Source organism: Ureibacillus chungkukjangi (assembly GCF_003217295.1).
Lineage (GTDB): Bacteria > Bacillota > Bacilli > Bacillales_A > Planococcaceae > Ureibacillus > Ureibacillus chungkukjangi.
This window is the reverse complement of record NZ_QJTJ01000035.1, coordinates 1-22,407: the sequence shown is the minus strand read 5'-3', so window position 1 is coordinate 22,407 and position 22,407 is coordinate 1. Positions and strand designations below refer to the sequence as shown.

The 22,407-nt window shown below is 36.6% G+C and carries 25 protein-coding genes; 2 read left to right on the top strand and 23 right to left on the bottom strand.

Translation table 11 applies throughout. From position 1 onward, the window contains the following. Positions 1–82 precede the first annotated feature (82 nt). The 9 genes from recN to nusB all read right to left on the bottom strand — a co-directional run bounded on the left by recN (position 83) and on the right by nusB (position 9,262). Positions 83–1,786: a DNA repair protein RecN gene (recN, locus tag BJ095_RS16595; protein ID WP_107934859.1), complete on the bottom strand. Its 1,704-nt coding sequence runs from the start codon at positions 1,784–1,786 to the stop codon at positions 83–85. A gap of 98 nt (positions 1,787–1,884) precedes the next feature. Further along, positions 1,885–2,334 (bottom strand): transcriptional regulator AhrC/ArgR, encoded by a 450-nt coding sequence (gene ahrC / locus BJ095_RS16590; RefSeq protein WP_107934858.1) that lies wholly within the window; start codon positions 2,332–2,334, stop codon positions 1,885–1,887. 104 nt (positions 2,335–2,438) lie between these two features. After that, entirely contained in the window at positions 2,439–3,257 is an 819-nt protein-coding gene (locus BJ095_RS16585) for a TlyA family RNA methyltransferase (protein WP_107934857.1), read from the bottom strand. Next, complete coding sequence (dxs, locus tag BJ095_RS16580; protein ID WP_107934856.1) at positions 3,254–5,158, bottom strand: 1-deoxy-D-xylulose-5-phosphate synthase; 1,905 nt, start codon at positions 5,156–5,158, stop codon at positions 3,254–3,256. Before dxs ends, BJ095_RS16585 begins: the two co-directional genes overlap by 4 nt. A 212-nt stretch (positions 5,159–5,370) precedes the next feature. Further along, positions 5,371–6,255 (bottom strand): polyprenyl synthetase family protein, encoded by an 885-nt coding sequence (locus tag BJ095_RS16575; protein ID WP_107934855.1) that lies wholly within the window; start codon positions 6,253–6,255, stop codon positions 5,371–5,373. 2 nt (positions 6,256–6,257) lie between these two features. Next, entirely contained in the window at positions 6,258–6,488 is a 231-nt protein-coding gene (locus BJ095_RS16570; RefSeq protein WP_107934854.1) for an exodeoxyribonuclease VII small subunit, read from the bottom strand. A 3-nt stretch (positions 6,489–6,491) separates the two neighbouring features. After that, positions 6,492–7,844: an exodeoxyribonuclease VII large subunit gene (gene xseA, locus BJ095_RS16565; RefSeq protein ID WP_107934853.1), complete on the bottom strand. Its 1,353-nt coding sequence runs from the start codon at positions 7,842–7,844 to the stop codon at positions 6,492–6,494. 146 nt (positions 7,845–7,990) lie between these two features. After that, positions 7,991–8,854: a bifunctional methylenetetrahydrofolate dehydrogenase/methenyltetrahydrofolate cyclohydrolase FolD gene (gene folD / locus BJ095_RS16560; RefSeq protein WP_107934852.1), complete on the bottom strand. Its 864-nt coding sequence runs from the start codon at positions 8,852–8,854 to the stop codon at positions 7,991–7,993. A gap of 24 nt (positions 8,855–8,878) precedes the next feature. Then, positions 8,879–9,262, bottom strand: a complete 384-nt coding sequence (gene nusB / locus BJ095_RS16555) for a transcription antitermination factor NusB (protein ID WP_107934851.1) — start codon at positions 9,260–9,262, stop codon at positions 8,879–8,881. Positions 9,263–9,435: 173 nt separating this feature from the next. On the opposite strand from nusB, the gene BJ095_RS16550 reads away from it, so the two are divergent. Further along, a complete protein-coding gene (locus BJ095_RS16550) occupies positions 9,436–10,038 on the top strand; it encodes a hypothetical protein (RefSeq protein ID WP_107934850.1) in 603 nt (200 codons plus the stop codon). A gap of 54 nt (positions 10,039–10,092) precedes the next feature. Here the strand turns inward: BJ095_RS16550 and glpK are convergent, their stop codons facing one another. The 14 genes from glpK to BJ095_RS16485 form a co-directional block, all read right to left on the bottom strand. After that, a complete protein-coding gene (glpK, locus tag BJ095_RS16545) occupies positions 10,093–11,583 on the bottom strand; it encodes a glycerol kinase GlpK (protein WP_107934849.1) in 1,491 nt (496 codons plus the stop codon). 225 nt (positions 11,584–11,808) lie between these two features. Next, positions 11,809–12,213 carry an Asp23/Gls24 family envelope stress response protein gene (locus tag BJ095_RS16540; protein WP_107934848.1) on the bottom strand — a complete coding sequence of 135 codons (405 nt, stop codon included), beginning with the start codon at positions 12,211–12,213 and terminating at the stop codon, positions 11,809–11,811. 138 nt (positions 12,214–12,351) lie between these two features. Further along, entirely contained in the window at positions 12,352–13,326 is a 975-nt protein-coding gene (locus tag BJ095_RS16535; RefSeq protein WP_235867701.1) for an LLM class flavin-dependent oxidoreductase, read from the bottom strand. Between the two features lie 163 nt (positions 13,327–13,489). Continuing rightward, complete coding sequence (gene accC, locus BJ095_RS16530) at positions 13,490–14,869, bottom strand: acetyl-CoA carboxylase biotin carboxylase subunit (RefSeq protein ID WP_107934846.1); 1,380 nt, start codon at positions 14,867–14,869, stop codon at positions 13,490–13,492. A 14-nt stretch (positions 14,870–14,883) separates the two neighbouring features. Further along, positions 14,884–15,384, bottom strand: a complete 501-nt coding sequence (gene accB, locus BJ095_RS16525; RefSeq protein WP_107934845.1) for an acetyl-CoA carboxylase biotin carboxyl carrier protein — start codon at positions 15,382–15,384, stop codon at positions 14,884–14,886. 175 nt (positions 15,385–15,559) lie between these two features. Beyond that, positions 15,560–16,099, bottom strand: coding sequence for a SpoIIIAH-like family protein (locus BJ095_RS16520; protein ID WP_107934844.1), 540 nt, complete (start codon positions 16,097–16,099; stop codon positions 15,560–15,562). After that, a complete protein-coding gene (locus BJ095_RS16515; protein WP_107934843.1) occupies positions 16,096–16,515 on the bottom strand; it encodes a hypothetical protein in 420 nt (139 codons plus the stop codon). Before BJ095_RS16515 ends, BJ095_RS16520 begins: the two co-directional genes overlap by 4 nt. A 316-nt stretch (positions 16,516–16,831) precedes the next feature. Continuing rightward, a complete protein-coding gene (locus BJ095_RS16510) occupies positions 16,832–17,743 on the bottom strand; it encodes a stage III sporulation protein AE (RefSeq protein ID WP_107934842.1) in 912 nt (303 codons plus the stop codon). A 14-nt stretch (positions 17,744–17,757) separates the two neighbouring features. Next, the gene (locus BJ095_RS18880; protein ID WP_146223229.1) at positions 17,758–18,015 is read right to left on the bottom strand and encodes a hypothetical protein; all 258 of its coding nucleotides are present in this window, start codon (positions 18,013–18,015) and stop codon (positions 17,758–17,760) included. 127 nt (positions 18,016–18,142) lie between these two features. Beyond that, positions 18,143–18,349 carry a stage III sporulation protein AC gene (locus BJ095_RS16505; RefSeq protein WP_107934841.1) on the bottom strand — a complete coding sequence of 69 codons (207 nt, stop codon included), beginning with the start codon at positions 18,347–18,349 and terminating at the stop codon, positions 18,143–18,145. Between the two features lie 211 nt (positions 18,350–18,560). Next, positions 18,561–19,118: an elongation factor P gene (gene efp, locus BJ095_RS16500; protein WP_107934840.1), complete on the bottom strand. Its 558-nt coding sequence runs from the start codon at positions 19,116–19,118 to the stop codon at positions 18,561–18,563. Positions 19,119–19,133: 15 nt separating this feature from the next. After that, positions 19,134–20,195 (bottom strand): M24 family metallopeptidase, encoded by a 1,062-nt coding sequence (locus BJ095_RS16495; protein ID WP_107934839.1) that lies wholly within the window; start codon positions 20,193–20,195, stop codon positions 19,134–19,136. Between the two features lie 15 nt (positions 20,196–20,210). Beyond that, positions 20,211–20,639 (bottom strand): type II 3-dehydroquinate dehydratase, encoded by a 429-nt coding sequence (gene aroQ, locus BJ095_RS16490; protein ID WP_107934838.1) that lies wholly within the window; start codon positions 20,637–20,639, stop codon positions 20,211–20,213. A gap of 120 nt (positions 20,640–20,759) precedes the next feature. After that, positions 20,760–21,212, bottom strand: coding sequence for a hypothetical protein (locus tag BJ095_RS16485; RefSeq protein WP_107934837.1), 453 nt, complete (start codon positions 21,210–21,212; stop codon positions 20,760–20,762). 183 nt (positions 21,213–21,395) lie between these two features. Between BJ095_RS16485 and BJ095_RS16480 the strand changes: the two genes are divergently transcribed. After that, positions 21,396–22,280, top strand: coding sequence for a DUF1385 domain-containing protein (locus tag BJ095_RS16480; protein WP_181418106.1), 885 nt, complete (start codon positions 21,396–21,398; stop codon positions 22,278–22,280). Positions 22,281–22,407: the final 127 nt, after the last annotated feature.

The window sequence follows — 22,407 nt, the reverse complement described above, 5'->3', positions numbered from 1 at the left end:
AATAAAGGAGTAGCCCTGTGATTGCTACTCCTAAAACTACATTTGACAAATATTTAAGCGAAAAATAAATTCTTTTTTGCAGTTAAACAAACAAGTTTTTCATTTCTTGTTTTCTAACTTCGGCAAGTTTTAAAAGTTCAGAAGCGTGCTGTAATGTAAGGTCAGTTATTTCTGAACCACTCATCATACGACTGATTTCTTCTACTCGATTTTGAATATCAATATTAGAAACCGTTGTATATGTTCTATTTTGTTCCACCTGTTTGCGAATTAAATAATGCTGATCTGCCATTGCTGCAACTTGTGGTAAATGGGAAATACATAATACTTGTGAAGAAACCGAAATAGCTGCAATTTTTTCAGCAATCGCTTGTGCAACACGGCCACTAACACCTGTGTCAACCTCATCAAAAATAATCGAAGTAATACCGTTAGATGAGGAAAACATTGTTTTAAGTGCTAGCATAATTCGAGATAACTCTCCACCGGATGCAATTTTTGGTAATGATTTAGGTGGTTCACCTACATTTGTTGATATATAGAATGATACATAGTCTTTCCCATTCAAATCGAAACTATGTAAGGTTTCAAAATTAACAATGAATTTCGCTTTTTCCATATGTAAATCACGCAATTGCTCCATAATGGCTTCACTTAATTTTGTTGCACATTGCTTTCGAATCTTCGTTAATGAAAGGGCTAAGTGCTCAAGCTCTTCTTCCATCTTGTTCAATTTTTTCTCGTAATTTTGAATTGTTTCATCTCGATTTTGAAGTTGGATTAATTCATCTTGAATTTTCTCAAAATAAATTAAAATTTCTTCAACTGTATTTCCATATTTTCTTTTCATCGTTTGATATTGTGCCAATCGATGCTCTACATCATTTAAACGTTCTGGGTCGAATTCTAGATCATCTAGGACATTTTTAATTTGATATGCAGCATCCTGCAGTGCATAAAAAGCAGAGCTTACCGTTTCAGTGGATTCTTTAAATTGCTCATCCAATTCGACGACATCCTCTAGAGCATTCATAGCATCCCCAATATTATCTAAGCCCTTCAACTCTCCAGAAATGGATTCATAGGCAATATTGGCGCGTTCAAAAATTTTGTGGAAATTAGATAAGCGTCTACGTTCTTCTACTAGCTGTTCTTCTTCTCCTAATTTCAAGCTTGCTTCTTCTAATTCACCAATTTGGAATTGATATAAATCAATTCTTTGAGCAAGACGTTGTTCATCGATATTAATGGATGCAATTTCACGCTTAAATTCTCTATATGCTTGATATTTTTCTGTATATTTTTCTTTGATTGGCGCTAACTCATTATGGGCAAAATGGTCAAGCAGATATATATGTCTCTTTTCATCCATAAGCTCCTGGCTTTCATGCTGTCCATGAATGTCAATTAATGTGGAACCAATTTCTCGAAGAATAGAAAGTGTTACTAATTTCCCATTAACACGGCAAACACTTTTTCCATTTTCGTTGATGTCTCGACGAAGAATAATCATTCCCTCATCAATGTCGACTCCGTATTCTTGAAGTTTTTCATAAATAGGATGGCTTTCATTCAAAACCATAAATAACCCTGTTAGCTCAGCCTTTTTCGCACCATGTCTTATAAATTCCAGTGAAGCTCGTCCACCTGCGAGTAAATGGACAGCATCTATAATGATCGACTTCCCTGCACCTGTCTCCCCTGTTAAAACCGTTAGTCCCTCTGAAAAATCCACAGTTAAATCATCTATAATTGCGAAGTTACGAATACTAAGTTCCTTTAACAAACATACATCACCTCTTAAGTTTGCTTAAATAATAAAAAGCCAAACATGAATAAAGTCATACGAAGCGTGGAATTCTACGCATTGTATAAAATAATAAATTAAATCATCCCAATAATTCGTTCTTTAATATCTTCACGGTCTTCTTCTCGACGGCAAATAATCAAAATTGTATCATCACCAGAAAGCGTACCTAATATTTCCGGCCATTCTAAATGATCGATTAAAACTGCGATTGCATTCCCATTACCAGGTAAAGATTTTAACATTAAAAAGTGCGCCACACCATCAATACTAACGAACGAATCCGATAATGCTCTTTGTAATTTTTGCAAAGGATTAAAGCGTTGGTCAGCAGGTAAGCTGTATTTATAACGACCATCCTGTAATGGTACCTTTACGAGATGCAATTCTTTTATATCACGTGAAACTGTCGCTTGCGTGACGTTATACCCAGCTTGTTTTAAGCAATCTACTAAATCATCTTGTGTCTCAATTTCGTTATTTGTTACGATTTCTCTTATGCGCATATGACGTTGACCTTTGTTCATTGCATTCACCTCTTATGAATATTTATGTATATTTATACTAACATTTCATAAATAAAACCACAAGAAAAAGTGGATAGCCCTAGAATCAGAGCCACCCACTACCATTATTTTAATTCATTATGAGCAAAATCTACTACTTCTTTAAAGCTCGTAAAGGCTTCAACTACTTGGTCTTCTTTTGGATTGACCAAATGGAATAAAAATTCGATATTCCCTTCTCCTCCTGTTATAGGAGAATAAGAAGCATTCTTCACAACAAAACCAATTTTCGTTGCCATATTTGCTGTTTCTTCAAGTACATCTAAATGCACTTTGGGATCACGGACAATTCCCTTTTTCCCAACATTCTCTCTTCCAGCCTCAAATTGTGGCTTTACTAAAGCCATGACATCTCCACCAGGAATTAAGATTGTTTTTAAAACAGGTAAAATAAGTGATAACGAAATAAAGGATACATCAATTGTTGCAAATTCCGGCAAGCCTTCTGTAAAATCCTCAGGCTTTGAATATCGAAAATTTGTCTTTTCCATAACAGTTACACGTTCATCTGAGCGAATTTTCCATGCTAACTGATTTGAGCCTACATCAAGTGCATAGCAATGCTTTGCACCATTTTGCAGAGCACAATCCGTAAATCCACCTGTAGAAGAGCCAATGTCCAGCATTAACTTTCCTGATACTGACATATCAAAGATTTCTAATGCTTTCTCTAATTTAAGGCCGCCACGACTCACATATTTTAGCTGTGAGCCTTTAAGTTGAAGTGGTGCCTCAATAGAAATTTTTTCTCCAGCCTTATCAATTCTTGTTTCGTTTGAATAAACAAGACCTGCCATTATAGAACGTTTTGCTTTTTCACGAGTCTCACATAAGCCTCTTTCAACAAGCAAAATGTCCACTCGCTCTTTTATTTGTTTTGTCATACTAATTTAGATCCTATTACTTTGTTGCTCTTTACTAGTTGTTCTATACGAGCAATTGCATCCTCTTTTGTTAAATGAATTTCTTCTAATAACTGATCGACGTTACCTTGTTCGATAAACAAATCAGGAATACCCATACGATCAATCATTACATCGACATACTGATTGTCGCTTGCAAATTCTAGTACCGCACTACCGAATCCACCTTGTAGGATGGCTTCTTCAATCGTTAAAATCGGCATTTTCTTTGCTAACAATTCATGTAACATATTTTCATCAAGCGGCTTGATAAAACGAGCATTTACAATTTTCACATCTATGCCTTGTTCAGCAAGCTCTGATGATGCCTCCATTGCCATAGGGATTGTAGTACCAAAGGTTAAGATACAAGCATCTTGCCCCTCTTTAAGTACTTCCCAGCTGCCAATTGGAATGGTTTTCATTTCTTCATCCATCACAACGCCTAATCCATTACCACGAGGATAGCGCAATGCAATTGGTCCATCGTTATATTCAAAGGCCGTTTTCACCATATGCTGACCTTCATTTTCATCCTTAGGCATCATTAACACCATGTTTGGTAAGTGACGCAGGAATGAAATATCAAACACACCCTGGTGAGTTTCGCCATCAGCACCAACTAAACCTGAACGGTCAATTCCAATAACTACATTTAAGTTTGGTCTAGCGATATCATGTAATACTTGGTCATAAGCTCTTTGAAGGAAAGTAGAATAAATAGCTAAATAAGGCTTCATTCCTTGTGTAGCAATTCCAGCTGCCATTGTCGTTGCATGCTGTTCTGCAATGCCGACATCAAAGAATCGATTTGGGAAGTCTCGTTGTATACCCTCCATCTTAGAACCAACAGGCATCGCAGGCGTGATTGCTACAATTCGCTCTTCATTTTCCATAAGCTTACGTACTGAGTCAGAGATTAAATTACTCCAGCCTGGACCTTTTGCCTTTGCTTTGACAAAGTCACCTGTTTCCATTTTATACGGGCCAGTTCCATGCCATGTCCCTACAGTATCTTCCTCTGCAGGTTTATAGCCCTTCCCTTTTTTCGTAATCACATGAACAATTACAGGTCCTTTTACTTTTTTTGCATATTCCAAGGTTTTTTCTAATGCCTCAAAATCATGACCATCGATTGGCCCTAAATATTTGAAGCCCATTTCTTCAAAGAAGACACCAGAAACTACTAAGTATTTCAAGCTATCCTTAACACGTTCAGCTGTACTAGCAACTTTTCCGCCTAATACAGGAATTTTCTTCATAAGCACTTCTAGCTCTTCTTTTGCTTTTGAATACTCCTTTGCTGTACGCAGTCGGCCTAAAATACTGTGCAAAGCACCTACGTTAGGTGCAATAGACATTTCGTTATCATTTAAAATAACGATCATATTCTTTTTCTCATGTCCGATATGATTTAATGCTTCTAAGGCCATTCCACCTGTTAATGCACCGTCTCCGATTATCGGAACAACATAATTAGATTCCTTTTTAATATCACGAGCAATTGCCATACCCATAGCGGCTGAAAGTGATGTTGAACTATGACCTGTTTCCCATTCATCATGTTCACTTTCTAATCGTTTAGGAAAACCACTAAGACCTTTATATTGACGTAATGTATCAAATTGATCTGCACGACCTGTTAAAATTTTATGAACATAAGCTTGATGGCCTACATCCCATAAAAATTTATCCTTTGGGCTGTTAAATGCTTTATGTAAAGCAATTGTTAACTCAACAACTCCAAGATTAGGACCAATATGGCCCCCTGTGATCGAGCATTTTTCAATTAGAAAAGAGCGAATTTCACGACTTAATGATTCAAGCTCTTTATTTGTCATATTTTTTAAAAAGGATGGACTAGTAATTTTAGTTAAATCCATCTCTCACACACCTTTTCATCATAATTTCTAAGAAAAACAAAATTAGCTCGCTCAACTCTAACAAAAAATTTGAAACCTCCGGAGTATATACTTACATACAATTGAAGAAGCTGATTTTTTTATTAAGAGTTCGTCACCGTAATTAAAACAACTAAGAAAACGTATTTACTATTATAGCAGTGAAAACAAAGATTCAAAAGAACTTCCTATAATTAGTTATTTCTTTTCACAATATAGCTAGCAAATTCTTCTAAAAGCGACGTGTTTTTCTCAATTTTTGTTAATGCGGATAAAGCAAAATCATAATGTTCTTCTAGTTTTGCATTTGCTCCCTCTAATGTTAAAAGGGCTGGATATGTGCTTTTATCACTCTGGACATCTTTACCTGCCGTTTTTCCAAGTTCTTCACTCGTTCCAACAATATCTAAAATATCATCTTGAATTTGGAAAGCCAGGCCAATATGGTGTGCATATTCTACTAGAGCTGCTCGCTCTTCTTTAGTTGCATCTGAAAGAACTGCACCAGATTCAATACTAAATCTTAATATTGCACCTGTCTTATTAATATGAACATGTTCAAGTTCAGGTAAATTTAAACTGCGACTTTCACCATCAATATCTAATACTTGACCACCGACCATACCCTCTGCACCTGAAGCAACGCTTAGTAAATTTATCAATTCCACCTTTTTTTGTGGTTCAACGTTTTCCAATCTTGCAAGTACACCAAAGCTTAATGTATTTAAAGCATCCCCCGCTAGAGTTGCTAATGCCTCTCCATACACTACATGATTTGTAGGTTTACCACGTCTCATATCGTCATCATCCATACTTGGTAAATCATCATGGATTAGAGAATATGTATGAACCATTTCAACTGCAGCACCGACTGATAGAGCTTCTTGTTGCTTATTATGAAACAAATCGCACACAGCTACTACAAAAAGTGGACGAATTCTTTTTCCGCCTGCTTTCAAAGAATATAGCATAGAATCCTTTAAGGATTGTGGAGCTTTGATACGTTCAACTAAATCATAAAGCTCAGCTTCAATCTTAGGTAGATTCTCATCAATAAATTGCTTTAAGTGATTCGTCATAACTAGTCCTCTCCCTTTAAAGGCTCAAAGGGTTGCTTTTCACCTTGATCATTCACAATTGATATTAATTGATTTTCTGCATTTGAAAGCTTTTGATGGCAATAATGGGATAATTCCATGCCTTTTTTATAAAGATCAATCGCTTCTTCTAAGGGTACATCACCAAGCTCTAGTTTACGAACAATCTCTTCTAGCTCTGCCATACTTTCTGCAAAGGTTTGTTTATTTTCCATGAACTATTCGCCTCCTTTTTGTTCCAGCGTATTTATAATTTTCGCCTGTGCTTTCCCATCATGGAAATGAATCATGATTTCATCGTCTTTTGTAAGCTTTGTTATAGAATTTACTACTTGTACGTCTTTATAAGCAACGCTATAGCCTCTAGTCATAATCGCTAAAGGATTCAATGCTTCTAAAGTACGTATATTCGATATATAAAAATCTTTCTTTTTGTCTAATAGCGATGAGATAGATCTTGTTAGCATTCTCGTCATTTGTTCGATTTGCTTTTGGTTCGATTGAATTGCATAATGCGGTGAATGAAGCTTTATGGCGTTTACATGTTTTTGAAGCTCATTAGACTTTTTCATCAAAAACATTTGTGATGCTCTACCTAATTGCATATCTAATTGTATGAGCTTCTCTGTAAAAGGACGATAAAGTCGCTCAGGTGTTGCTAATGGATAGGCATTTTTTAATTTATTTAAACGATGCCTTTCATACTGCAATCTCTGAGATGTTATCTGATGTAGCTGCGATCTACCTCTCAATAGCTGTTGAACTAGCTCTTGTTGATTTGGTACAGCTAATTCAGCAGCAGCTGTAGGTGTTGGTGCACGTAAATCTGCAACATAATCAGCTATTGTTGTATCTGTTTCGTGTCCAACAGCACTAATGATCGGGATACGACTTTCAAAGATTGCTCTGGCCACAATTTCCTCATTAAACGCCCACAAATCCTCAATTGATCCACCACCACGCCCTACAATTAAGACGTCACATAGCTGTTGCTTGTTCGCTAAGCGGATATTCTCAACAATATTGGGTGCAGCATTATCACCTTGCACAATGGTAGAATAAATGACTATTTCTGCTAAAGGATAACGTCTAGAAATCGTTGTACAAATATCTCGGATGGCAGCACCAGTTGTAGCTGTAAGAACACCTACTGTTTTTGGGAATTTTGGAATTGGCTGCTTAAAATTAGGATTAAATAATCCTTCTTTTTGAAGCTGTTCTTTAAGCTGATTGAAGGCAACAAACAATCCCCCTACTCCATCAGGCTCCATTGAATGCGCATACAACTGGTAGTTTCCTGTCGATTCATAGACAGAGACCTCACCTCTGATAAAAACCTGCATTCCTTCTTCGGGTCTAAATTTCAATTTACTTGCTTGTGTTCGAAACATGGCAGCATTAATTCTTGCTCCCGTATCCTTTAAAGTAAAGTAAATATGGCCCGAGCTATGTATTTTCACATTCGAAAGCTCACCTTTTACATATACTTCACGTAAATGTGGATCAGCATCAAATTTTCTTTTTATATATTTCGTTAAGGCTTTAACTGTTAAATAAGAAGACGTTGTCATAGGTACGGCTCCTTCATAGAAGATTAGAAATTCATTCCATTAGAAAAATACGAATTTCACATAGAAGCGAAATTCGATGTTCTTCAATATAAAAGCTGTTTCTCATTAGAAAAACAGCTTCTGCTTATATTCTACCTGTTTTTATACTATTTGTCCTGTGAGAGAGATTTTTCTGCAGACTGTACAGTGTTAAATAATAACATTGTAATCGTCATTGGCCCTACTCCACCAGGAACAGGTGTAATATGTGATGCAACCTGCTCTACTTCAGCAAAATGAACATCACCTATTAATTTATTATTCTCGTCGCGATTAATCCCAACATCAATTACAACAGCACCTGATTTAACATGCTCCTTTGTAATGAAGTTTGGTCGACCTACAGCCGCTACAATAATATCTGCTTGTTTTGTAATGGATGGTAGTTCCGGTGTTTTTGAATGTGTGTATGTAACAGTAGCGTCTTTTTGAAGCAACAGTTGTCCCATTGGTTTCCCGACGATGTGGCTTCTTCCAACAATAACCGCATGTTTTCCTGCAATATCAATACCAGCGTGTTCTAGTAATTTCATAACGCCGAATGGAGTACAAGGTAAGTATGTTTCTTGGCCTAACATCATTTTCCCTACACTAATAGGAGAGAACCCATCAACATCTTTTTCGGGTGAAATTGTAGCAATCACCTTGTCTTCATTGATGTGTGATGGTAATGGCAGCTGCACCAAAATCCCATGTATATTCTCGCTATTATTCAGCGAACGAATTTGGTTGAGTAATTCTTCTTCTGAAACCTCCTGAGGTAATTTAATAAGCTCAGAAAAAATTCCAATTGCCTCACAAGACTTTTGTTTATTTCGCACATAAGTTTGAGATGCTGGATTGTCACCAACTAAAATAACAGCTAAGCCCGGTGTTACACCTTGGTCTTTTAACTTCATTACTCGATCAGCTACAGATTTACGAATTTCTTGCCCAATTTCATTTCCATTAATAATAATTGCACTCGACATCTTCTGTTACATCCTTTCAAACGACTATTGTTGTGTGAATTTAGATAGTACACCGTTTACGAATCTGCTTGATTTCTCATCACCGAATGTTTTACAAAGCTCAATTGCTTCATTTAGAACGACACGGCTTGGAGTATCCTGCATATATTGCAATTCGTATAACGCGATTCTTAGTACTGTTCTTTCTATTTTAGGTAAACGGCCTAATGACCAGTTTTCTAAGTTATTAGTAAGTTGCTCATCGATTTCTTCTAAATTTTGGGTTACACCATGTACTAGCTTTTCAAAAAAAGCATCTGATTCCTCTTCGTTTAGTACGTGGCCTATAGCTTCCTGTAATGTTAGATCTGTATTATCTAACTGAAACAGTACTTGCACTGCTTTTTCGCGCGCATCATGTCGTTTCATGTATAAATCTCCTTCATTGGTAACATTAGTTTTTATAATAACATATTTTAGCTATTCAAACACTGCTTCAATCATTTACTTAAGAAAAAATGAACAAATAGCTAATATAAATTGAATTTTATTGACGGTGTGCTGTAAATTAATTACCATTAAAATCAAATGAGGTGTTGAATTTGTGGAAACAGTATTTATGTGCGATTTTAGTTGGAGTAGTATTTGCTATTTTTGATCTACCATTAGGGATAGGCTTTTTTCTTCTTTTTCTTATATGCCTTTGGATTATTGGTGAATTTCTGTATATGGTATATGGCTCAAAAAATATGAACAAGGTTGAGAAGTTCATTATAAAAAAGAAAAAAGAGCCTTTATATGCTTATGTTTATAGTCAAGGATTTGGTTCAATGCACGATCAGCTACTAGCCATTGACAATATTCTATCGAAATATAAACAGCCTCATATTCATCAATACTATTTAGCCATCAAGTTGTTCCTATGTAATAAGTTAGATGATGCACTCAATGAGGCGAATAAAATCCAAAAAGAACCATTTATGAGCTATACAAAAGCAATGATTCTAGTTGAAATGGGTCATATCGAAGAAGCAAAATCATATAAATTCGAGAAGCAGTGGATGCAGGAAGCGATAAAAGCGATGACCGCACTGCAAATGAAGGATAAGCAAGCATTTGAGCTACATTCTTCCAATGCAGTAGCCGCAGCAAGAGGAATTCAGAGGCTAAGTCTTAGCTATGCTTTTAAAGCAATGGAATTCTAGCTCTACATAAGTAAAGTGCCACACCTTTTAGGTTGGCACTTTTTTTAAAGCTTCTTATTTAAAAGTCTGGGCAGCTTTTACAGCCTTTTTCCATCCTTCATATAGCTCTGTCCTCTCAATGCCATCCATTTCAGGCTCGAACTTCTTATCTTGGTTCCAGTACTTGCTAATCTCTTCCTTGCTCTTCCAAAAACCAACTGCTAGACCAGCTAAATAAGCAGCTCCCAAAGCTGTCGTTTCATTAATAGCCGGGCGTTCAACAGGGACATTTAAAAGATCCGATTGGAATTGCATAAGGAAATTATTTCTAACAACCCCACCATCAACACGTAATGATTTTAGAGTTATTTCCGAATCGGCCTCCATCGCACTAAGCACGTCCTTTGTTTGGTAAGCCAACGATTCTAAGGTAGCTCTTATAAAATGCTCTTTTGTTGTACCACGTGTTAAACCAAATACGGCACCACGTACATCGCTATCCCAATAGGGCGTACCTAATCCGACAAAAGCAGGTACAACATAGACTCCATCTGCACTTGTCACTTTTTGTGCATATCTCTCACTTTCAGAGGAATCACGAAGCATTCTCAAACCATCACGTAGCCATTGAATAGCAGATCCAGCAACAAAAATACTTCCTTCTAATGCGTACTCCACCTTGCCATCTATTCCCCAAGCAATGGTTGTTAGTAATCCTTGATTTGATTGAACTGCTTTTTCACCTGTATTCATCAACATGAAGCAACCGGTGCCATACGTATTTTTCACCATTCCTGATTCAAAGCACGCTTGACCAAATAACGCTGCCTGTTGGTCGCCTGCAATCCCGGCGATAGGTACCTCTACACCAAAGAAATGTTTTTTTGAAACATGCCCATAGACTTCAGAGGATGGTCGTACCTCTGGAAGCATTGATAACGGGATACCCAGTATGTTTAATAGCTCTTCATCCCATTTAAGCTCATGAATATTATACATGAGTGTTCTAGAAGCATTGGAGTAATCCGTGACATGAACCTTACCTTCTGTTAGCTTCCAAATTATCCAGCTATCAATTGTGCCAAATAGCAATTCCCCCTTCTCGCTCTTTTCTTTTGCTCCTTCTACATTATCTAAAATCCACTTTACCTTTGTACCTGAAAAATAAGCATCTATTAATAAGCCCGTTTTCTCGTGAAATAAATCCCCTAAGCCTGCATCATTTAATTCATTACAGATTTCAGCTGTTTGACGCGATTGCCAAACAATTGCATTATAAATGGGCTTACCCGTTGTTTTATCCCACACAACAGTTGTTTCTCGTTGATTTGTTATACCTATACCTGCAATTTGTTCTGGTCTTATATTTTTTTCTGTTAATACAGTTGCTATTACAGATAAAATCGAGCTCCAGATTTCGTTTGCATTGTGCTCCACCCATCCTGCATGCGGAAAATATTGCTTAAATTCTCGTTGGGAGATATGCTCAACTTTACCTTCCTTATTGAATAGTATTGCTCTTGAGCTTGTCGTTCCTTGATCTAAGGATAAAATATATTGTTCCATCTGCTTTTCCCCTTCCAAGTCAGATTATGTAATTAGAGAGAATGGCTAGTACGGCTTTCTTTACATTCTATTATTAATAATAAATTCACGAAAGTAAAAAATATAAACCTAAAATAGAGCATGATGTCATTAAACATGCTCTTTTTACCACTTAGTTAGAATAAAAAAAATACTACAAAAGCCTATTCAACTTTTGCAGTATTTCATATGTGTAATCAGTTACAATTACTCTTCTTCTTTTACATTCTCAAATTGGATTGCCGTAATATGAACATTCACTTCGTTTGTATCAATTGATGTCATATTTAAGATTGCCTGTCTAATGACAGTTTGGACTTCTTTTGCTACCTTTGGAATGGAAAAACCATATTTTACTGAACAATATACATCAATAACGATTTGACCATCCTCAGTGAGTGTAGCTTTTACCCCTTTAGAATGTACTTTTTTACCAAAGCGTTCAGCAACGCCTGATGCAAAGTTGCCACGTGTTGCAGCAACCCCATCAATTTCAGTAGTTGCAATGCCAGCAATTACTTCAATTACTTCAGGTGCTACCTCTATTTGACCAAGTTCTTCTTTTCCAGAAGGAGTTGGTTGTATGAAAGCTTTTGTTACTTTCTCAGCCATCTTCTTCATCCTCTCTTACTTCATAAACCTGTCTACATTAGAAAAAACAGCAATTTATAAAGGCTTCTATTTGTATTTTATTATACACCATTTTTCACCAATACGCTTAAAAGGAACTCTGATAATTTCTAAAATTTATTACTTCCAGACTTTAGAAAGCAGCTCATATGATTTTTTTCTATCATCTATATTGTAGATCGGGCTATTAATCATTAGCTCATCAATTTCCCGATTGCTCATAAATTCTGCTAATTGTTTATAGACCTTTTCACTTGAGCCATAGAACGTATATTTTAGCTGTTGATGCACGACTTTCTTTTGATCTTCTGTCCACAGGTTCGACATATCACGTGGTGGTTGAGTTTTCCCTCTTTTCCCTTGGATAATTCCTAGGAATTGCTGGAATAGGGTACTCGCTAAAAACTCAGCTTCATCATCTGTATCAGCTATAATTGCATTCACAGCCACCATTACATAAGGCTTTTCGAGAACATCTGATGGCTTGAAATTTCTAGTATAAGTAGCTATTGCGTCATCCATTAAATCTGGTGCAAAATGGCTTGCAAAGGAATAAGGTAACCCTAATTGACCTGCTAGCTGTGCACTATAAAGACTTGAGCCTAATAGCCAAATCGGAATAGACATCCCTTTTCCAGGTACTGCAATCACAGGTCGCTCCACATCCTCAAAATAGCCTCTAAGCTCATCGACTAGTCGGTCAAATTCATAAGCCCCTCGATCATCTCGACGCAATGCACGTGCAGTTAACATGTCAGAGCCTGGTGCTCGCCCCAATCCTAAATCAATTCGTCCAGGATACATTGATTCCAATGTACCAAATTGCTCTGCAACCATTAAAGGTGCGTGATTTGGAAGCATAATACCGCCTGCTCCAACACGGATTGAATTTGTACTAGCCGCTAGATATCCTATTAAAATTGCTGTCGCTGAACTAGCAATCCCTTGCATATTATGGTGCTCAGCCACCCAATAACGATTGTATCCATAGCTTTCAACAGCTTGGATTAGTTCTCTACTATTTTGAAATGACTCAGCTGGTGTACTACCTTCAAGTACAGGCGCTAAATCAAGTACTGATAATTTTGGTAACAAAATGTCTCCCCCTCTCATACCTATTCAGTATAAAACGAACTTCAAGAGGATTCATTTATTTTGGCTTGGGTAGCATTAATAGAAAAGACTGTAGATAACTCAAAAGAGTTTGTCTACAGTCTAAAATCCCACATTGAAGCATGAAGGACTTTAAGCAATTCGATTAATTCGAAGTTATTTCTTCCTTTTTTGAAACGTTAAGAATGTCGTTTTCTTCAAGGAATTTAGTGTTGAAATTCCCAGATTGGAAGACTTCATTGTTCATAAGTGCTTCGTGGAATGGAATTGTTGTGTGAATCCCAGGTCCGTCTACTTCGAACTCACTTAACGCACGATTCATTTTTGCAATTGCTTCTTCACGAGTATCTGCATGAACAATCAATTTCGCAACCATTGAATCATAATATGGAGGAATTGTATAGCCTGCATATACTGCAGAGTCAATACGAACACCATATCCACCTGGCGTTATATATGTTTCAACCGTTCCTGCAGAAGGCATAAAGTTTTTATATGCATTTTCGGCATTGATACGGCACTCAATTGCCCATCCATTTATTTTAATTTCCTCTTGTGTAAATGGAAGAGCTTCACCAGCAGCGATCTTCAACTGCTGTTGTACTAAATCAACACCAGTAATCATTTCTGTTACTGGATGCTCCACCTGGATACGCGTATTCATTTCCATGAAGTAGAACTGGTCAGCCTGGTAGTCATAGATAAATTCAATTGTACCAGCACCTTCGTAATTACAAGCCTCTGCCGCTTTTACAGCAGCTGCGCCCATTTCTTTGCGACGTTCTTCTGAAAGTGCAGGAGATGGAGCTTCCTCAACAAGCTTTTGCATACGACGCTGAACGGTACAATCACGTTCTCCTAAATGTACAACGTTACCAAATGAGTCAGCTAAAACTTGAATTTCACAGTGACGGAAATACTCGATGAATTTTTCTAGATAGACACCTGGATTACCAAAGGCTGCAGCTGCTTCCTTTTGTGTAATTTCAATGCCCTTTACTAGATCCTCTTCTGTACGAGCGACACGAATCCCCTTACCGCCACCACCAGCAGTTGCTTTAATGATGACAGGGTAGCCAATTTCACTCGCCCACTTCTTACCTGTTTCAATATCAGGAACAATCCCAGTACCTGGCACTAACGGTACACCGGCTTCTTCCATTGAACTGCGTGCCACGTCCTTAATACCCATAATTTTAATGGAATCTGATGAGGGACCAATAAATTTAATTCCTGCGTTTTCACAGGCTTCAGCAAAATCAGCATTCTCAGCTAAGAAGCCATATCCAGGGTGAATACCATCCACTCCTGTTTTTTGGGCAACTCCTAAAACTGCCGGGAAGCTAAGATATGAATCCTTGGATAATTTTGGTCCTATACAATAAGCCTCATCGGCTAGTTTAACATGAAGTGCATTACTATCTGCTTCTGAATAAACAGCAACTGTCTCAATGCCTAGCTCTTTACATGCACGAATAATACGTACGGCAATTTCACCGCGGTTTGCAATTAATACTTTTTTCATGATGAAAGCACCCCTTACTCAGGTTTCACTAGGAATAGTGGTTGACCATATTCAACTAATTGCCCGTCTTTTACTAGGATTTCAACAATTTCACCTTTGATTTCAGCTTCAATTTCATTGAATAGTTTCATAGCTTCAACGATACATACAATTGACTCTTCTGAAACTTTGTCCCCTACACTAACATAAGCTGGAGCATCTGGTGATGGTGCTTGATAGAAAGTTCCAACCATTGGTGAAGTAATCTTATGTAAAGTTGAATCCTCTACATTAGCTGGAGCTGTCTTTTCTTCTACTTTTACTTCTTCTACTGTTTTTGGCTCTGTTACAACAGCAGCTGCAACAGGTGGAGCTTGTACTACAGGAGTAGCTTCTTTTGGTAATACTACTTCTGAAATAACTCCATTATTTTTTTTTAATTTTAATTTCGCCCCATCGTTTTCATAAACAAATTCGTCAATCGATGAATTGTCTACCAATTTAATAATTTCTCTTAATTCTTGTACTTTAAACATGAAAACACCCCTAATGTTTTAATAACTACACTTACCATTTTATATTTTTTTAATACTTTTTGAAATACATAAATAGATATTTCTAGAAAATCATGAAAAAACAGTGCTTTCGTTGCTATAACGAACGCACTGCGTAATTTCTGTTTGATAATATTATTATATATAGAATAGCTTTTTAATAGTAATCCGATGTAACCTTAACTTGTACATCGCTAATATTTTCGTTCTCTGAAAGTACAGTGAAAACAATTTCATTTACTTGTGAAGTAGAAACTTCATCTGATAGAACTGTTACTTGAGCTTTATCGTCATTAATGCGAACAAATGCATCTGAATAGCCAAGAGATTGGATTAGCATTTCTAGCATTGACTCAGAGGATTCAAGTTTGATTAACTGATTCATTTCATTATATGCAGCACTTTTTTCTTCTGCTGTAACATCATCAGATGCAATTTTGTCTGTTAATTGAGTTCTTAGCTGATCACGCTCGCTGCTAACTTCCATGCGCATATCTTCGAATAAATAACTTTCTGAGCTTGTAGTTGTAATCTCTTCTTCAGATACCCCTGTCAAAGTTGTTTCTTGTAACGTATCATCCGTAAAAATTGTTGCTAAATCCACATTGCGATTTGGCTCAAATACATAATAAACTGAAATAACTGCCGCTAAACTTAGTAGGGTTAATAACCATACTGTTCTTCTTTTTACTTTCATTGTTCATCTCCTTTATTCTCCATAGGTACAATCATAATTCTGTGAGTAGGCATTTCCATGACTCTACTAATAGTTTCTAACAGTTGCCTTTTAATAGTCGGGTTAGAAGCCCCTTCTGATACAACGAGCAATCCTGTTACATATTTTTCTGTTTCACTTGAACTTAAATAGCCATTTAATAAGTTGTCCGTGTCATTTCCTTTAGGGGGTTGGTTATCATAATGAAAATATACTTTTACTAGTCCAACTCCTTGAATTTGACTGAGGGCTTGTTCAAGTCTAGCTTCTTCTGTTGATGAGATTGTCGATTGCTTTGTTCCGGTTGAATCGTTCCACGTAACAGAAATGTACGCAATGAACACTAATACTGCAATCGGAATAAAGATTAATTTTTGTTTTTTCCATTTATTTTCCACCTCACGTTTTCTTAGCGCCCCCTTTCCATCAAATACGCCCCGGTTAGCCTAGGCGTAACTTTGTTCAGCTTTATTAATTTTTTTATATGAAATTAACAAGCATTCTAGGTGTTTAAAGCTTTCTCACTGAACAAAGTTTACTGTTTCAACACATTGTATGAAGCTAGTCCCAACTCTATGCTTTAGAGTTTCAGAAAATCTAACATTGTTGTTAAAAAAATTAATAAGGTTGCTAGTTTTACATAGACAAGAATGTCTTTTTCATCTGCCAGAAGTAGTAAACATTTTCCTATTAAAATAATCGCAATTAGTTTGATCAAAAACTTTTTCCCACCCCTAGTTGCATAATGATCATCAATATTAACCAAATAAAGACAAAAGCAATTCCGAGAAGGATTGCAACAGCACACAGTAGTAACAATGACTTTCCTACATCATCCAACAATCCGCTAATTGTACTCCCAGTAAAAGGTTCAACTATCGCGGCAACAAACTTAAAGGTTAGAGCATGTATGAGCAGCCTGCCTGCCGGATAGAAGGAAGCCCCCCAAAAAGCACTCATTGCTCCAAAACCAACTACTGTTGTAGCAGTAGATTGATATTTATGAAAAATAGAAAATCCTTCAACAATAAGCGAGCCAACTATTGGTACGGTTTGCTCGATTACTTTTTTTACTGGACTTGCGATGGCTTGGTCAATTGTAAAAAATGCAACCCCTGTAAAAGAAAGCACAGTGACCATCGCTATTAAAGAGGCAGTAATTAATGTCATTACTGTTCCCCTTATCAATTCTGAAGCCTTTGAAAAGGAAATTTCCGGTAGAAACCTTGTACAAAAATCAAGTATAAGTGCCACTGTAATGGCTGGAATCAAAATTTTCTTACAAAGTAAAATCAATATCTCAAAGATAAAGAGAATAACCGGGCTCCATGCAATAAATGAAAATACTGCGTTTAACACCACTAATAGTGATGTTAATATTGGCGTAATGGCTAAAAAGAAGTCAGATGCAATGTTGACTAAGTCCCCCATTAAGGAGAAAGCATCCATCACAGTTTGTCCAAGTGTTAGTACGAGAATGATTACAAATAAAGCATCTGCAAAGCTTTTAAATTTGGGTACAAATGCTTCCACTATTAGAAACAAAATCGTATAGATTACGATTAAAATGATGGATTGTCCAGCAATTTTCAATGGATCTAAAAAGATATTTAGTATGTCATGCATTGGCGTGTAGCCCCTTACTGAAGCTTTTCTAAAATTGACGATAAATCTGACAATATTTTTCCTAGTTCGCTAGTCCAATAAAATAACAGCACAATACGTATTGAGAACATTACGAGTTCGCCAAATGTTTCATATTCCTCTTCTTCAAAAATTGATTGAAAGAACAAGCCAAGCTGATAAAAAAGTGCAGAGTACACAAGCTGAGGTACATAAGGCACTGATTGAACATATGAAAGGAGCTGCTCTAAAAAAGGAATAGTGAGCGTCGACAATAGGAAATAGAGTAGTACGAAAAAAAAGATGACGACTATTATTCCGTGTAGTTTGCCGATGGTTTCTTTAATAAATATTAAGAGTAGCATTAGGATTACGGCGTAAATTAGAAATGTCATAGTTTACCTAATTTAAATTAAGCCATTGGAAGAATGTAAGAATATCGCCAAAGAAAAGCCGTAAAAATCGAATTAGTTCTGCTGTAATATACAGATATGCAATGAAAAATATAAAGAATGAAAATTCCTTTTTGCCGATTTGCTCGAAGAAAACATGAAGTAAGGCAACGACGAGCCCTACCCCCGCTACTCGCAAAACGTCCTGTAACTCCATCACGACGCCTCCTTGTGTAAGGCAATATATGAGCTTTTCCAAAAAAATAGACCTGTATCTAAAGAAAAAAGTCATCTAGTAGGAAGATGACCTTTTCATATAACTTATTATTAACTTCGCTCAAATATTAGTTGGCATAACAAAAAAGAGTGCAAACAACGAAGTCAAATTGACCCTTGTCTGCACTCCAAAATATCAAACTATCTGCTAATTACGCACGTGAAACGTATGAACCCTCAGTAGTGTTAATGATTAATTTATCGCCTTCGTTTACGAAGAATGGTACGTTAACCATTAAACCAGTTTGCATTTTTGCTGGTTTTGTACCGCCTGAAGCTGTATCACCTTTAATACCAGGCTCTGTTTCAGCAACTTCAAGTACAACTGTGTTTGGTAATTCTACACCTAACATTTCACCTTGGTAAGTTTGGATGTGAACTTCCATATTTTCAAGAAGATATTTTAACTCTTCTTCAATTTGTACTCCTGCTAATTCTGTTTGCTCGTATGACTCCATATCCATAAATACGTGAGCATCACCTTGTGCATATAAATATTGCATTTTACGGTTGTCGATTTGAGCTTTTTCTACTTTTTCACCTGCACGGAAAGTCTTTTCTGTTACGTTCCCATTACGTAAATTACGTAATTTAGAGCGAACGAATGCTGCACCTTTCCCTGGTTTAACGTGTTGGAAATCCAATACGCGGTATAATTGGCCATCGATTGAAATTGTAAGGCCAGTTCGGAAATCATTAACTGAAATCATAGATGTGTTCCTCCATTATAAAATAATTAAGTCTTTAGTTGAATGAGTTAATTTTTCATTACCCGTTTCTGTGATTAAAATATCGTCTTCAATACGAACTCCGCCAATTCCTGGTAAGTAAATACCCGGTTCAATTGTCACAACCATATTAGGTTCTAAAACTGAGCTAGATCTTGATGAAAGTGCTGGACCTTCATGTACTTCTAAGCCAATTCCGTGTCCTGTAGAATGTCCAAAGGCTTCACCATATCCTTTAGATGCTAAATAATCACGAGCAAAGCTATCTGCTTCAACCCCCGTCATACCCGGCCCTACTTTTTCTAATGCAAGTAATTGTGACTCTAAAACCGTATTGTACATTTCAACAAGCTTATCGGAAGGTTGTCCAACTGCAATTGTACGAGTGATATCTGAAATATAACCATTATATAATGCACCGAAATCAAGTGTGACAAAATCACCTTTCTCAATCACTTTGTCTGTTGCAACACCATGTGGCAATGCACTACGCACTCCACTTGCAACAATCGTGTCAAAGGAAGATGCTGTTGCCCCTTGTTTACGCATGAAAAACTCTAATTCATTCGATACTTCAAGCTCAGTTAAACCTGGCTTAATAAATTCTAAAATATGTGAAAAGGCATTATCTGCAATTTCACACGCAACCTTAATAATATTAATCTCTTGTTCCGTCTTTATCAAGCGAATTTTTTCAATTAATCCAGAAAGCGGTACTAATTCAGCTGTTAACTGCGATTTATATGTCTCATACATCGAATAAGTCATTGTATCTTTCTCAAAACCTAAAGTTTTGATACCCATTTTCCCAACTAGTTCAGCAACCTCAGTAAAGATGCTTCCTTCATGCTGAACGATACGGAAATTTTGAATTTGCTTATTTGCTTGCTCAGTATAGCGGAAGTCTGTAATAAAGACCGCATCATCCTTTGATACAATCGCTACTCCAGCAGTTCCGGTAAAACCAGTCATATAACGACGATTAAATCCGTTTGTAATCAGTAATCCATCAACATTTTGTTCTACTAATGCTTTACGTAATTTTTCTAATTTAATCATTTAGAGCTCCCCCGTTTACTGTTCTAAAAACTTTCTTAGTGCTAATTCATAGCCAAAAGTTCCTAGACCGCATATTTGTCCAACACATTCTGCAGCTAGCTTTGATTCATGACGAAACGATTCTCTTTTATGTATGTTAGAAATGTGCACTTCAATGACCGGCACATTTACTGCTGCAATTGCATCCCTTAGCGCAATACTGGTATGTGTATAGGCGCCAGGGTTAAAAACAATTGCGTTAACATCCGTATCTTCTGCTTCGTGGATCCAATCGATTAGTACACCTTCATGATTGGATTGTTTAAAATCAATCGTAGCATTAAATTGTGAGGCTAGGCTGATGCATTTTTCTTTTACATCATCCAAAGTTTCACTTCCATAAATTTCAGGCTCACGTTTTCCTAAACGATTCAAATTTGGCCCATTTAACACTAAAACCTTCATCAACATTCTCCTCTTTTTAACGGATAGGAAAAGATAAGTTATTATGGAGTTTTCGCAAGAAAGAATAGAATTTTCACACATTTGGAGATAAATTGTATTTTCTAGCGGAAATTACCACTTTTATTTTACCACAGAGTCCTTATACGGCAACTTATTTCGTTCACTATGAGCTCGATAATGGAAAACAGCGGTCTCAAATACAAATCGCGCAGTAATGACAATCGTCACCATAAACGGGATGGAAAGCTTTTTAAACGAAGATAGCTCTGCTGGTAAATCAAAAATGACCCATTCACAAATTAAGGCTAAAATTGCCCCAATTATTAGTGAAGTTAAAAAACTAGGAACCATTTCAACGAATTGCATTGCAAAATATAATAGAAGGGTTATTAAAAAAATGATTATCAGTAAAAATAGCCATTTCACTGACCAATGGCTAGCTTCTAGTACATTTAATCGCTTGGCATAGCCTACAGGACTCCATTTGATAAAATTAAACAGGGATAAGAGCTTTAAGCTAATCGTTAAGAAAATAGAAGCAAACAAACTTGTTAAAACCGCTAAATAAATCACAGACAGCACCTCTTTTTTTTTGTAAGTTTCTCCAATATTTAAAATTCGTATGCGTAAACGTAGAGGTTTCGTCGAAAATTTAGTACAATAGACGAGTTATAAGTTTTATATTTTGAGAGAGTGGTGTAGACCTTGGCTAATGAAGCACCTGTATACGGCGGACAAGCACTTCTAGAAGGTGTCATGTTCGGTGGGAAAGATCATACCGTAACAGCAGTACGTAGAAATGACGATTCAATTGAATATTTTTATGCAAAGAAAACGAAAAAACCGATTTATCAAAAACTGAAAAAAATCCCTTTTCTTCGAGGTGTTATTGCGTTAATCGAGTCATCCGGACTTGGTGCCAAGCATCTCCAATTCGCGAGTGAACGCTATGATATCGATCCAGGTGAGGAAGAGGACAATCAAGAAGAGGCTTCCAAGCTACAAATGATTTTAGGTGTAGCAGTTGTCGGGGTAATTTCCTTCTTATTTGCTAAATTTGTCTTTACCTTAGTACCAGTATTCTTGGCGGAATTATTCTCCCCATGGATTTCAGGGAAGTATCCCCAAATTTTCTTAGAAACATTTTTCAAGCTTATACTACTCTTAAGTTATTTATATATCATATCAATGACACCTTTAATAAAACGAGTTTTTCAATATCATGGTGCCGAGCATAAGGTTATCAATTGTTATGAAGCCGGCTTGGATATAACTGTAGAAAATGTCCAAAAGCAGTCTAGACTTCACTATCGTTGCGGGTCAAGCTTTATACTATTCACTGTAGTGATTGGTATGTTTGTCTATTTCTTTTTCCCTACAGACCCACTTTGGTTACGCGTAGTCATTCGTATTCTTTTGATTCCCGTAGTTCTTGGAATATCCTTTGAGGTATTACAGGCAACGAATGCCGTTCGAGAAATTCCTGTCTTAAAGTATTTAGGTTACCCAGGCTTATGGCTACAATTACTAACAACGAAAGAGCCTAAAGATGAGATGGTTGAAGTAGCTATTGCTTCATTTAACAAATTACATGAAGTTGAAAAGAATCCTGACCTTTCAATGCAATTACATCACGATTAATTATCCCGCATTTGGTAGACATACCAAATGCGTTTTTTTGTTAAATGCTATTTAAAATGCACTATTTACAATTTCCGACAGATTCGATAAGATTACCCCATTACACAAATAATTAGGGGTCTTGCAA

Coding starts and splice junctions, on each gene's coding strand:
- ahrC (WP_107934858.1), bottom strand. CDS start 2,334: ATGAACAAAGGTCAACGTCATATGCGCATAAGAGAAATCGTAACAAAT.
- BJ095_RS16585 (WP_107934857.1), bottom strand. CDS start 3,257: ATGACAAAACAAATAAAAGAGCGAGTGGACATTTTGCTTGTTGAAAGA.
- dxs (WP_107934856.1), bottom strand. CDS start 5,158: ATGGATTTAACTAAAATTACTAGTCCATCCTTTTTAAAAAATATGACA.
- BJ095_RS16575 (WP_107934855.1), bottom strand. CDS start 6,255: ATGACGAATCACTTAAAGCAATTTATTGATGAGAATCTACCTAAGATT.
- BJ095_RS16570 (WP_107934854.1), bottom strand. CDS start 6,488: ATGGAAAATAAACAAACCTTTGCAGAAAGTATGGCAGAGCTAGAAGAG.
- xseA (WP_107934853.1), bottom strand. CDS start 7,844: ATGACAACGTCTTCTTATTTAACAGTTAAAGCCTTAACGAAATATATA.
- folD (WP_107934852.1), bottom strand. CDS start 8,854: ATGTCGAGTGCAATTATTATTAATGGAAATGAAATTGGGCAAGAAATT.
- nusB (WP_107934851.1), bottom strand. CDS start 9,262: ATGAAACGACATGATGCGCGCGAAAAAGCAGTGCAAGTACTGTTTCAG.
- glpK (WP_107934849.1), bottom strand. CDS start 11,583: ATGGAACAATATATTTTATCCTTAGATCAAGGAACGACAAGCTCAAGA.
- BJ095_RS16540 (WP_107934848.1), bottom strand. CDS start 12,213: ATGGCTGAGAAAGTAACAAAAGCTTTCATACAACCAACTCCTTCTGGA.
- accC (WP_107934846.1), bottom strand. CDS start 14,869: ATGAAAAAAGTATTAATTGCAAACCGCGGTGAAATTGCCGTACGTATT.
- accB (WP_107934845.1), bottom strand. CDS start 15,384: ATGTTTAAAGTACAAGAATTAAGAGAAATTATTAAATTGGTAGACAAT.
- BJ095_RS16520 (WP_107934844.1), bottom strand. CDS start 16,099: ATGAAAGTAAAAAGAAGAACAGTATGGTTATTAACCCTACTAAGTTTA.
- BJ095_RS16510 (WP_107934842.1), bottom strand. CDS start 17,743: ATGCATGACATACTAAATATCTTTTTAGATCCATTGAAAATTGCTGGA.
- BJ095_RS16505 (WP_107934841.1), bottom strand. CDS start 18,349: ATGGAGTTACAGGACGTTTTGCGAGTAGCGGGGGTAGGGCTCGTCGTT.
- efp (WP_107934840.1), bottom strand. CDS start 19,118: ATGATTTCAGTTAATGATTTCCGAACTGGCCTTACAATTTCAATCGAT.
- BJ095_RS16495 (WP_107934839.1), bottom strand. CDS start 20,195: ATGATTAAATTAGAAAAATTACGTAAAGCATTAGTAGAACAAAATGTT.
- aroQ (WP_107934838.1), bottom strand. CDS start 20,639: ATGAAGGTTTTAGTGTTAAATGGGCCAAATTTGAATCGTTTAGGAAAA.
- BJ095_RS16480 (WP_181418106.1), top strand. CDS start 21,396: ATGTTCGGTGGGAAAGATCATACCGTAACAGCAGTACGTAGAAATGAC.